Source organism: Bacillus sp. UNCCL81, assembly GCF_900112535.1.
Lineage (GTDB): Bacteria > Bacillota > Bacilli > Bacillales > Bacillaceae_G > Gottfriedia > Gottfriedia luciferensis_B.
On record NZ_FOMF01000003.1, the window covers coordinates 156,850 to 168,770 of the forward strand.

10 protein-coding genes are annotated in these 11,921 nt (G+C 32.6%); 6 read left to right on the forward strand and 4 right to left on the reverse strand.

Going from position 1 to position 11,921, the window contains the following annotated elements; all coding sequences use genetic code 11:
* Window positions 1-60: 60 nt before the first annotated feature.
* The 4 genes from BM319_RS06605 (at window position 61) to BM319_RS06620 (ending at window position 4,898) form a co-directional block, all read left to right on the forward strand.
* Entirely contained in the window at window positions 61-2,055 is a 1,995-nt protein-coding gene (locus BM319_RS06605; protein ID WP_175495575.1) for an alkyl/aryl-sulfatase, read from the forward strand.
* Window positions 2,056-2,750: 695 nt separating this feature from the next.
* Window positions 2,751-4,238 (forward strand): amino acid permease, encoded by a 1,488-nt coding sequence (locus BM319_RS06610; protein ID WP_091021909.1) that lies wholly within the window; start codon window positions 2,751-2,753, stop codon window positions 4,236-4,238.
* A gap of 204 nt (window positions 4,239-4,442) precedes the next feature.
* Window positions 4,443-4,631, forward strand: coding sequence for a hypothetical protein (locus BM319_RS06615; protein ID WP_091021911.1), 189 nt, complete (start codon window positions 4,443-4,445; stop codon window positions 4,629-4,631).
* A gap of 12 nt (window positions 4,632-4,643) precedes the next feature.
* Complete coding sequence (locus BM319_RS06620) at window positions 4,644-4,898, forward strand: spore coat protein (protein WP_069033529.1); 255 nt, start codon at window positions 4,644-4,646, stop codon at window positions 4,896-4,898.
* Between the two features lie 38 nt (window positions 4,899-4,936).
* Here BM319_RS06620 and BM319_RS06625 read toward each other — a convergent pair whose 3' ends face one another.
* From BM319_RS06625 to speB, 4 genes are all read right to left on the reverse strand, one after another.
* The gene (locus BM319_RS06625; protein WP_175495576.1) at window positions 4,937-5,518 is read right to left on the reverse strand and encodes a TetR/AcrR family transcriptional regulator; all 582 of its coding nucleotides are present in this window, start codon (window positions 5,516-5,518) and stop codon (window positions 4,937-4,939) included.
* A 120-nt stretch (window positions 5,519-5,638) separates the two neighbouring features.
* The gene (locus BM319_RS06630; protein WP_069033531.1) at window positions 5,639-7,264 is read right to left on the reverse strand and encodes an amidohydrolase; all 1,626 of its coding nucleotides are present in this window, start codon (window positions 7,262-7,264) and stop codon (window positions 5,639-5,641) included.
* A gap of 23 nt (window positions 7,265-7,287) precedes the next feature.
* Window positions 7,288-8,643 carry an APC family permease gene (locus BM319_RS06635; protein ID WP_091021915.1) on the reverse strand — a complete coding sequence of 452 codons (1,356 nt, stop codon included), beginning with the start codon at window positions 8,641-8,643 and terminating at the stop codon, window positions 7,288-7,290.
* A gap of 39 nt (window positions 8,644-8,682) precedes the next feature.
* Window positions 8,683-9,624 carry an agmatinase gene (gene speB / locus BM319_RS06640; RefSeq protein ID WP_091021917.1) on the reverse strand — a complete coding sequence of 314 codons (942 nt, stop codon included), beginning with the start codon at window positions 9,622-9,624 and terminating at the stop codon, window positions 8,683-8,685.
* 194 nt (window positions 9,625-9,818) lie between these two features.
* Between speB and BM319_RS24620 the strand changes: the two genes are divergently transcribed.
* Complete coding sequence (locus BM319_RS24620) at window positions 9,819-9,968, forward strand: hypothetical protein (RefSeq protein ID WP_175495577.1); 150 nt, start codon at window positions 9,819-9,821, stop codon at window positions 9,966-9,968.
* A gap of 745 nt (window positions 9,969-10,713) precedes the next feature.
* Window positions 10,714-11,895 carry a CaiB/BaiF CoA transferase family protein gene (locus BM319_RS06645; RefSeq protein WP_091021919.1) on the forward strand — a complete coding sequence of 394 codons (1,182 nt, stop codon included), beginning with the start codon at window positions 10,714-10,716 and terminating at the stop codon, window positions 11,893-11,895.
* The last annotated feature ends 26 nt before the right edge of the window (window positions 11,896-11,921 follow it).

The window sequence follows — 11,921 nt, forward strand, 5'->3', positions numbered from 1 at the left end:
ATTATACGTTGCTTTTTGTTCCAATTCTATCTGTAGATGTCTAAAAATAGGAGTAATATCATGTTTGAAAAATTAAATTCAAAAAGATTAACCATTTATCTACTATTAGCGATTTTATTGTGTAGTACTTTTAATGCTAACAGTGTATATTCTCAGGCCATGCCTCCTACGATGGATACAATTAAATCAAATGAAAAAATTTATAGTGAATTAAATTTCAAAGATAAGCAAGATTTTATTGATGCACATAAAGGGTTCATCGCACCATTAATGCAAAATCAAATAAAAAATTCAAAAGGTGCTGTTATTTGGGATCAAGATCAATATTCTATTATTAATGATGGACCCGCGCCTTTAACGGTAAATCCGTCCTTATGGAGACAAGCTCAATTACTAGATACTCCGGGACTTTATAAGGTAGTTGATGGGGTATATCAAATTCGTGGACAAGATGTATCTGTGATGACAATTGTAGAAGGTAGAACAGGTTTAATCATATTAGACACATTATCAACGACTGAAACTGCAAAAGCAGCGATGGAATTATATTATGCAAATCGCCCTAATAAACCAGTTAGTACAGTAGTTATTAGTCATAGTCATGCTGATCATTTTGGAGGGATAAAAGGAGTTTTGCAATATGCAGCAAATCCTGAAAAAGTACCAATTATTGCACCATTAAACTTTTCGAAGGAAGTAGTAAGTGAGAATATCCTTTTAGGTAATATCATGTCACGAAGAGCGGGATATATGTTCGGAATGCTTCTACCCGTAAATAAAAAAGGATACGTAACAAATGGGATTGGTCCAAGACTTAGTAAAGGCACAATTAGCTTTCTGCCACCGACAATTGAAATAAAAGATAAAGTACAAACGATGAAAATTGATGGCGTTCAGTTCAAGTTTTTATTAACGTTAAATACTGAAGCACCTTCAGAAATGCATTATTACATAAATGATTACAAAACTTTAGTAGTAGCTAAAAATACAGGGCATACAATGCATAATTTCTATACTTTAAGAGGAGCAAAAACACGAGATGCTTCGGAGTGGGTAAAAGCATTGGATGATACAATCAAATTATTTGGTATAGAAGAAATCGAAGCATTAATAACAGCACATAGCTGGCCGTTATGGGGGAAAAATCGTGTAATAGACCATCTGTCAAAGCAACGGGATTTATATAAATACATTCATGATCAAACAGTTCGTTTAGCAAACCAAGGATATACTGCAGATGAAATAGCTGAACAAATAAAACTACCTGGTAGCCTTGATAAGTATTGGGCGAATCGAGGATATTATGGTAATTTAAAGCAAAATGCCAAAGCAGTTTACAATTATTATTTAGGCTATTTTAATGGAAACCCATCTGATTTAGATCCACTTCCACAAGTAGAGAGTGGAACTAAATATGTTCAATATATGGGTGGAGAAAAGAAAATATTGAAGCTAGCAAAAGCGGATTTTGAAAAAGGGGAATATCGGTGGGTTGCGCAAGTTTTGAAAAACGTTGTGATGGCAAATCCTAATAATAAAAAGGCAAAGAACTTACTAGCAAAATCTTACGAGCAATTAGGATATCAGTCCGAATCTGCAGCCTGGAGAAATTATTATTTAACAGGGGCAGAAGAACTGAGAAAAGGGATTGTAAAGTTAGATGGTTCACAAACTATTAGTACCGTAGATCCTCAGATAATCTTAAGTATGGAAGTAAATGATTTTTTTGATTATATTTCAATTACACTTAATGGACCAAAAGCAAGTCATAAAAATTTTACATTTAATGTAAATATTACTGATTTGAATACAAATTACACAATTGATATTAAGAACGCTGTTTTTAATTATAGTAAAGGTTTAACAACTCCTAATTCTGATGCATCACTATCTGTAGACAAAGTAACTTTTTATTTAATTATGCTTGGGAAACTTGATGTAAATCAGGCAATTGAAAGTGGAAAGTTAAACATTAAAGGGAATAAGCAGAAATTAATAGAGATGTTAAATTTATTTGATCATTTCAATCAAGAGATCAATATCGTTACCCCATAAGAGAAATTAAAAATTGTTCTAAAGCATTCTTCGGGAAATAGGAAGAATGTTTTTTTGAATTTTTCCGTTCTAAAAATTCAGAAAACTATCAACTTATTTTATTCATTTTTTTTGTATAGAGTCCATGATGTTAAAGATAAAAATTCATGACATTTCACCTGCGAAAGAATGACGATTTTCCTATAGACAGATAATTAATTTTGAACTTCTAAAGAGTCTAAAGCTTTATAAAATAAGGATACAAGTTTACAAAGCGCTTTCATTATATAATTTTTACCAATCGAATAATTTATTGTTGAAGTATGTCGAATTTGGATTTAATATATATTTATTGTTTCAAATAAATATACGATTTTTGAAAATTTAACTATACTTAAATAACTCTAAATTATCTAAACAATGAAAAAACTCCTTCTATTTTTCGTCAAATTATGATAATTTTAATTAAGTACATTTCGATGATGAAAGCAAAAAAAATGAAAACGCTATCAGCATTGAGAGTGTTAGTTTTGTTCCTTTGTTAAATTGAGAAGGGAGGATTTTCATCTTTACATCGCTCAGTTTCCAGGCTTAGTATTAGAATGTGTTTTGCAAAATCTTGACGAATGACGAGTTGTCAAAGATCAACTGGTATGCGAGCTTTTAAAGATTTAAATTCTAGGAGAAATTTTAATTTAAAATAAAGAGGTGTATTCATGCAAAATACAAACCGTAAAAGTGACTTCACTGTTCAAAGTAACGCGCCTAAAAAAGAACACTTAGAAAGAAAATTAAAAACAAGACATTTAACAATGATCGCGATGGGTGGTACGATTGGTACTGGTCTATTTTTAGCGAGTGGAGCAACTATTCATGATGCTGGTCCAGGTGGAGCTCTTGCTGCTTATTTAATTGCTGGTATTATGGTTTATTTCCTAATGACTAGCTTAGCCGAAATGGCAACTCTTATTCCAATTTCGGGTTCTTTTAGCACATATACTTCAAGATTTGTCGATCCAGCTCTTGGTTTTGCTGTTGGTTGGAATTATTGGTACAACAATGCAATTATCCTTGCGTTAGAATTATCAGCTTCGGCTTTAATTATGAAATATTGGTTCCCACATACTCCAGGGATCGTATGGAGTTCTATATTCCTTGTTTTAATTTTTGGATTAAATGTATTATCTGTAAAAGGATATGGAGAATCTGAGTTTTGGTTTTCACTTATTAAAGTAGCTACAATTATTATTTTTATTGTAATTGGATTATTAATGATTTTCGGAATTATGAGTGGTCATACAGGTGGATTTGATAATTTCACAAAAGGAGAAGCGCCATTTAAAGGCGGTTTATTATCAATCTTTAGTGTATTTATGATTGTAGGTTTTGCTTTCCAAGGAACCGAAATGGTTGGGGTAACTGCAGGGGAAAGTGAAAATCCTGAAAAGAATATTCCAAAAGCAATCAAACAAATCTTTTGGCGTATTTTATTATTCTACGTATTAGCGATTTTCGTTATCGGCTGTTTAATCAGCTATACAGATCCAAACTTATTAGGTGGAGACGTTGATAGTATTGCGATTAGTCCATTTACTTTAGTATTTAAACATGCTGGACTTGCTTTTGCAGCTGCTGCAATGAATACAGTAATATTAACTTCAGTTTTATCAGCGGGTAATTCAAGTTTATATGTTGGTTCTCGTGTACTATGGGTATTAGCTGAAGAAGGAAAAGCACCAAAGTTCTTAAGAAAAGTAAACAAAGGTGGAGTTCCAGTAAGTGCATTAATTGCAACGACTCTTATTGGTGCACTTTGCTTTTTAACTTCATTATTTGGTGATGGTACAGTATACAATTGGTTATTAAATGCAGCGGGCTTAGCTGGTTATATTTCTTGGTTAGGCATTTCAATTACGCATTACCGCTTCCGTAAAGCGTATATCGCTCAAGGAAGAAAATTAAAAGATCTACCTTATTTAGCAAAATGGTTCCCACTTGGGCCAGTTTTAGCAACAGTTTTATGTTTAGTTGCAATGCTTGGAACAAATTATGGAGCATTTACAGGAGACAAAATCGACTGGTATGGTGTTGCAGTTTCTTATATTGGACTACCATTATTTATTCTTGGATACCTTGGCTATAAAGTAGTGATGAAAACGAAAAAGGTTAAATTAGAAGAAGCTGATTTCAGCAGTGAAATATAAATAAATTTGACAAAAGCTCAATCTATTGTTCGTATAGATTGAGCTTTTTTTACGTATTTTTTTACAGTATTTTGGAAAATTAATAATGTCAACGTGTGGACTGTTCGAAAAACCTTGTCGATTAAGAATGTCAGATAAGGACAGAAACGCAGGCAGACGAAAAAGTGAAAAATGTAATTTTATGTTCGAAAGGAGAAATCAAGTATGAGTAATGGATTAACAGAACTTGAATTAGAAAATCTTCGTCATATTATCGGAGGGCATAGTACAATCGCAAATAAATTAGAGGCTTATGCTCAAAATTGTTCTGATCCTGAATTAAAAGCATTACTACAAAGAGATGCTCAATCAGCACAGCAATCAAGACAAGAACTTTTAAATTTTTTAGGATAAGGAGATAAGATTATGTTTCAAGATAAAGATATGGTAAATGATTATTTAGCAGGCCTAAACGCTAGTTTAGCGGCTTACGCTGGATATATTAATGAATCTAATAATAATGAATTAAGACAAACTTTAATTCAATTACGTAATCAAGATGAAGCGCGTCAACGCACATTATACAATTATGCATTACAAAAAGGATTTTACAAACCAGCTGCACCTGCAGATGACAATTTAGTTCAGCAATTTAAATCAGAATTAACAGCTAATCAGTAATATGAAAAAAGCATTCGTTTGATCGAATGCTTTTTTTGCTATTCATTTTGAAATCCGTACCAAAAGTTTCGCCAAATGTTTGATATTCTTGGCTTCATCTTTTCTGCTCCATAATATGATAATTCAATAAAGATACCATCAATTAAACAGTAATAAGACATAACAAAATCTTCAACATTCCCTGTTCGAATTTCGCTGTTTTTAATACCCTTATCAATCACTGATCTTAAAATAGTTGACATTGCTTCTTCAGATTCCATGAACTGAGTGTGTAATTGTTCCTTTAATGGTTCTGGAGAAAAAAAGACAGCACGATTAACAAAAGTAGATTGCTCCTCGAACTCAATATAATATTCAAATGTTAAATTTAGAATTTTGTATAGTTGTTCCTTTGCAGATAGTTCACTTATTTCTCCCATCAACTCATCTACTTTTTTCACATGTAGCCATAATATATTCTCATAAATCGTAAGAAAGATTTCCTCCTTACTTTTAAAATGGTTATATATTGATGGTTTCTGAATTCCAACTGCTTTTGCAATTTCAGTTAAACTTGTGCCTTCATAGCCATTTTTAGAAAATAAGGCAAGTGCTGCTGCAATAATCTTATCCTTTGTCATCTTCATCCTCCGAAACTAACTGTTGTTAGCTAGATTATAAACTGTAATCTTCTCTAAGTCTAAAAAATATTTTTCAACTATTAAAAAAGCTCTGTTTTTATGAAACAGAGCTAATTTTTATTATTTTATTGTAGAGAGAGTTTTATCTTTTAAATAGACAATTTTTCCGTCACTAATTGTCATTTGAACTGAAGCTTCAAGAATTTCTTCTTTTTGCATCTGAAACAGATTTCGATCTAGTACAACAAGATCAGCAAGTTTTCCTTCTTGAATTGTGCCTAATTCATGCTCTCTTGATGTACCAAAAGCAGAACCGTAAGTATAAGCTTTTAATGCATCTGATAGGGAGATACATTCTTCAGGATTCCAAACTGCCTTGCCACTACTATCGATTCGAGTAATAGCTCGATAGATTTGCAGTAAAGGATTAAACGAATCAATTGGGAAATCAGTTCCAAAAGAAAGTTGGGCTCCGGTCTTTTTAATTGAATTAATTGCAAATACATATTTTTCACGTTTAGGACCTATTCGTTCAGTATATGTCTCTCTTTCTGATAGGGCAAAGTGATCTGGTTGCATCGAAGCAATTACACCTAATGAAGCAAATCTAGAAATATCATCTGGATGAATGACTTCAATATGTTCAATCGAATGACGTGAGTCTCTTTTTCCGTTTATATTTTGTGCATTTTCATATGAATCAAGCGCCAACCGGATTGCAGCATCGCCAATAGCATGAAATCGAATATTAAATCCATGATCATCTGCATCAACAACCCAATTTTTTAAATCTTCAATTGAATGTGCAGGTAAGCCAAAAGTTTCAGGAGAATCCGAATATGGCTCTAACATAAAAGCTGTGCGGCTAGTCACTACACCATCTATAAATTGTTTTAAGCCGGAAACTCTTAATTTATCAGATTGATATCTTTCCCTTAATTGTAAGGCTTCTTTAATATCTCCGTTTAAAACAGGATAGAGATGCATTCTTAAAGGAAGTGCATCTTTTATTTCAAATTCTTTAAAGATTTCAAAGTCATCTAATTGACTCAACGTCTCAGTGCCATATAAATTATTTACTGAAGTTACACCATTACGGCTAGCTTCTTTTAGAAAACTCCTAAATAATTCTCTTTTTTTATCTTTTGTAAAATCATAGGCATATTTTGTAATAAGTGAAGAAGCTTCTTCAATCAGAATTCCTGTAGGCTCTCCATTTGAAGACCTTTCAATGACTCCATTTGACGGATTTTTAGTCTGTTTATTTATATTAGCGATATTTAAAGCTTTAGAGTTCACCCAAGTATAGTGACCCTCAGCATGGAATAAAACAACAGGACGATTTGGAAATACCTCATCTAAAGAAAAACGAGTCGGAAATTTTTTGTTATCCCAATAGCTGGAATCCCACATAAAACCAATAATCCACTCATTTTCAGGAATAGATTTCGAAAATTCTTTAACGATCTTAACAGCTTCTAATTCTGAGCGAGCATTAAAAAGATTGACACTTTCTAATGAGAGACTGCCCATCATTGCATGAACGTGAGAGTCGTGGAAACCGGGCATAATCAAATGATTCCCAAAATGTTGGACAATTGTATGTTCGCCAATAAGCGTATTCATCTCTTCAATAGGTGCTACTGAAATAATTCGGTTTTCTAATATAGCGACTGCTAATGGTCTTGGTTTATCCTCAAGCCCAGTAAAAACAGCCTCGCTAGATAGGACAATATCAGCTTTCATATTAATCTCCTTATCTGGTAGTTTTACAATTGAACATCTAAATTTGTTTCATTATAGTCTAGTTCAGGGGGCCGTTGTCTGAAAAATTTTGTTAAGTAAAGTAAATAAATAAGGCCAGTAGCTAACCAAATACTACCTAATACTATCGAATGAATATCTAATTTTGACCAAAATAATGCAGTGATGGCTGCACCGATGAACGGAATAACACCATACAATATCAGGCCTTTAAGATTTCTCTGTTTTTTTCTACCTATAAAATGATTAATCACTGAAAGATTAACAAAAGTAAACGCGAATAGAGCTCCAAAATTAATAAAGGCAGCTGCTGTATCTAAATCTAAGAAAAGTGCTGTCAATGCAATACAACCAATGATAATAATATTGAAAATTGGAGTCCTATATCTTTGGGAGATATAACCAAAGATTCGATTAGGAAGGATATTTTCACGACCCATCGCATATAAAACTCTAGCACCACTACCACCCGAAGCTACAGCAGAGGAAATAGCAGCAGTGACTGTCACACTTAGGAAAAAGGAATTTAATATATTTCCACCAACATACATAAATATGTCTACTGCTGCTGAATCAGGATCTTTAAAAGATGTAAAGTTCGGATAAATGCTTTGAGCAAAATAAGTAGAAGCAATAAATAAAATGCCACCGATGATTGTAATCAAATAGATTGCTTTAGGTAATGATTTTTTTGGATTTTGAGTTTCCTCAGCTAAAGTTGTTACAGCATCAAAACCTAAAAAGCTAAAACATAGTAATGGAACAATTGATAGTAGATTTGAAAAATGAACTTTTGGATCAAGGAATGGGGTAGTCGATAATAAATCTCCTGTTCCTTTCCCATCGATTAATCCTTTAATACTAAAAAGACAAAACAGAACGATGAAAAGAATTTGTAGTGCAAGTAATATAGCGCTTACATTTGTGGCGAATTTTATTCCAAGAATGTTAATAAGCGTAACGATGATTACAAATATAAAAATGCAAATGGAAACAGGAATAATCGGTAAATAAGCATGAATAAAAATTCCAAATAATAATGCACTAATCATTGGGCTAAGCAAATAGTCTAATAAAATAACCCATCCTACAATAAATCCAACTGATGGATTTATTCCTTTTTGAACATAAGTATAGGCTGAACCAGTCGTAGGAAACTCTTTCACCATTTTTCCATAGCTGTAAGCAGTAAATAACATAACAACTAGTGAAATTAAATATGCTGTTGGAATCATTCCATTTGTTGTTTTAATTGCTATACCATAAGTGGTAAAAACTGTAATGGGTGCCATAAATGATAGTCCGAATAAAATAACATGTCCTAAGGAAAGTGAACGTTTTAATATTGGAGAATTATTCATTCAATTTATCAACTCTTTCCAAAAGTATAGTTAACATTATTATTTGTTCGTTTTATTAATTTGCAATGTAGCTAAACTAGCAAATTCATGCACTAGCGTTGCAGCTAAAAGTGATGTAATTTGAGTTGGATCATACGATGGCAGTACTTCAACTAGATCAAATCCAACAAAATTGAAATCAGTTAACGAACGGATCATTTTTAAAGTTTCCATGCTATTATAACCGCCTACTTCTAGCGTTCCAGTTCCAGGAGCACATGAAGGATCGACAAAATCGATATCAAATGTTAAGAAACATGGAGTATCACCAATTACTTCTTTTATTTCTTTTAAAATATCTTCAAAACCTCGTTCATACATATCAGGAGTCGTAATAACATTGTAACCAAGATCATGACTAGCATCGATATCTCCAGGATGATTCAAAGTACCTCGAATTCCTAATTGGAATACTTTATTTGGTATAAGCAATCCTTCTTCATGAGCTCGAATGAAAGGTGACCCGTGCCAGTATTTTTCGTCATAATAAGTATCCCAAGTGTCAGTATGTGAATCAAAATGAATCATTGCAACAGGCCCATGCTTTTTAGCGGCAGCTCTAAGGTTTGCAAGCGTAATTGAGTGGTCACCACCTAATGCAATCGGAATAATATTTTGATCCATTAATTCAAACATCGCATCTTCAATTATTTTATAACTACGATGGATATTATGCGGAATAACAGACACATCTCCAATATCGATTGCATTACTTTCATCAAATGGATATACCTTGTGAATTGGGTGATATGGAAATAGGGTCATTGAAGCTTGGCGAATTGCTTGAGGTGCAAATCGAGCACCTACACGAAACGATGCAGCCGTATCAAAAGGCATGCCAACGATTGCTAATTTCGCATTTTCTTTTGCAGACGGTAATCTCATAAATGTGCCAGTTGTACAAAACTCAGGTTTTACATCAGGGGAAAGTGGATATTTCATAAAAAATCATCTCCTATTTTTTATTTCCGGTATTAACTACCGGTAGTTAGTTTAATATGATTATAGATTGTTAAATCTGAATAGTCAAACTATTTTATATTCAATTAGGAATTATTTTAAGCTCAAATTCTCGGATATAACGACATTTATTGTAAATAATAAAATTGTTTAACAATAAATTAAGGAGGGATTTTATGCCGCGGAATCAACAAGGAAAAGGTAATATGGGAACGAATATGCAATCAGGAACTAATCCGCAAAAAGTAAAACAACAAATTCAAAATGATGTAGCCAATGGGCAGGGAGCAATGACTTCTCGTGAGGCAGGGGCAATGCGTGATTAAAAACCACTTTAAGTGGTTTTTTAAATTAGTGCATCTCATGTGAACGAATAAAGAAAACTTGTAAAAAATGAACCGACCATTCCTGATCGGTTCATTTTTTGTATTTAAAAGTTAAATTAGTAATCTCCATTCGCTTCGAGCTTATTGTTTTTTTTTTAGGTTCGATAATGATAATATCGTTTGGATAAGTGTTTCTTAATGTTAGATAGTTAAACCTTGGTTGTGATTTGTACATATTTTGACTCCTTCAATGAACGAAATTTAAAAGTACGAGTTATAATAATTATTAAGAATATTTAATATTGTATATTTATTGTAAAATTTTAATAAATATTCAAATAGAGTAATTTTGTCCAATACTACTTGCAAAAATTCGCCTAATGCAATGTCTGCTTTTATAATCTTCTATCGGATCGCATGCGTATGTCAAAAGCTTTGTCTATTTTAAATGGGAGGTTTATTATGTGTTTGAAAAACAATATGTTGATCGAAGCAAAAAAGATGCACCATACTTTAGGGGTAAAATAATTATTTGTTGAAGTTAATAATATTCCACTACCTATAAGTGAACCCTTTTTTCTAAATCAGTAGGTTAAAATGGTTAATTTAAATCAATATTCAATAATATGCTTTATCATTCTCTTTTAAAAAAGGAGAGATACTAAGTAATCTAGAATAATTAATTTATAAAAACAAATTTTTTGAGATGGAGTGAGGAAATTATTTTGAATAGTAGGTTAACTATATGTTAAATAAATTGAAAATTCTGGATTTTACACGTCTTTTACCAGGTCCGTATGCAACTATGATCCTAGCGGATTTAGGTGCAGAAGTATTACGAATCGAATCTCCATTTCATCCCGACTTATTACAAACTTCACCTCCATTTGATGGGGACCAATCTGCCGCACATCAAACAATTAATCGTTCTAAAAAATCTATTACCCTTGATTTGAAAAATGAAGAAGCAACTGAAATTATCTATAAGCTAGTGAAAGAGTATGATATTGTCATTGAGCAATTTCGGCCCGGAGTATTGGATAAGCTTGGATTAGGATATGAGCAATTAAAGAAAATTAATTCGAAATTAATTTACTGTTCAATTACTGGTTATGGGCAATCAGGACCTTATCGAAATCGAGCAGGACATGATAACAATTATCTTTCATTAACTGGTGTGTTGAGTTATTCAACTAGAAAAAATGAACGTCCAGTTCCAATGGGCATCCAAATTGCAGACCAAGTTGGCGGATCATTACACGCGATTATTGGCATTTTGTCGGCTGTCATTCATCGTGAACAATCTGGTGAAGGACAGTGGGTTGATATTAGCATGACAGACTGTACTTTTGCGTTGCAATCTTTAATGGGTTCTGGGTGGTTAACTCAAAAAATTAATCCAAAGCCGGAGGAACATCTGTTAAATGGAGGTGTGTTTTATGATTATTACGAGACAGCTGATGGACGATTCTTTTCAGTTGGCAGCCTTGAACCTTCATTTCGAAAACAGCTATGTGAGGCATTAGAAATCAGGGAATTTCTTCCTTATTCTTTTAGTGAGGATAAGGAGGAATTGGATTTATTTAAAAATGAAGTAAAACGTGCATTTAGTAAGAAAACGTATAATGAGTTAATAGAAATTTTTAGTAAATTTGATGCGTGTGTTGAGCCAGTTTTAACTTTTGAAGAAGCATGTGAGCATCCGCAAGTAAAAGAAAGGGGGCTTTTAGTAAACGTCAAAAAAAATGACGGTACAAGTCAATTGCAAGTTGGTTCACCTTTTAAAACGTCAGTGTTTAACCCTACTTATCAACATGTTGGCGTAAAACCTGGAACGAATACAAAAGAAGTTTTATTAAATTTAGGATACGATAATCAAACAATTAATCGATTCATTGAAAATGGAGTTATTAGGTCAGTTGATTAAATCTAAATTATTTAAGACGGGGGTAA

Bases quoted from the DNA above. Each gene is read 5' to 3' on its own strand.
- BM319_RS06605 (WP_175495575.1), top strand. From the start codon at position 61: ATGTTTGAAAAATTAAATTCAAAAAGATTAACCATTTATCTACTATTA.
- BM319_RS06610 (WP_091021909.1), top strand. From the start codon at position 2,751: ATGCAAAATACAAACCGTAAAAGTGACTTCACTGTTCAAAGTAACGCG.
- BM319_RS06615 (WP_091021911.1), top strand. From the start codon at position 4,443: ATGAGTAATGGATTAACAGAACTTGAATTAGAAAATCTTCGTCATATT.
- BM319_RS06620 (WP_069033529.1), top strand. From the start codon at position 4,644: ATGTTTCAAGATAAAGATATGGTAAATGATTATTTAGCAGGCCTAAAC.
- BM319_RS06625 (WP_175495576.1), bottom strand. From the start codon at position 5,518: ATGACAAAGGATAAGATTATTGCAGCAGCACTTGCCTTATTTTCTAAA.
- BM319_RS06630 (WP_069033531.1), bottom strand. From the start codon at position 7,264: ATGAAAGCTGATATTGTCCTATCTAGCGAGGCTGTTTTTACTGGGCTT.
- BM319_RS06635 (WP_091021915.1), bottom strand. From the start codon at position 8,643: ATGAATAATTCTCCAATATTAAAACGTTCACTTTCCTTAGGACATGTT.
- speB (WP_091021917.1), bottom strand. From the start codon at position 9,624: ATGAAATATCCACTTTCCCCTGATGTAAAACCTGAGTTTTGTACAACT.
- BM319_RS24620 (WP_175495577.1), top strand. From the start codon at position 9,819: ATGCCGCGGAATCAACAAGGAAAAGGTAATATGGGAACGAATATGCAA.
- BM319_RS06645 (WP_091021919.1), top strand. From the start codon at position 10,714: ATGTTAAATAAATTGAAAATTCTGGATTTTACACGTCTTTTACCAGGT.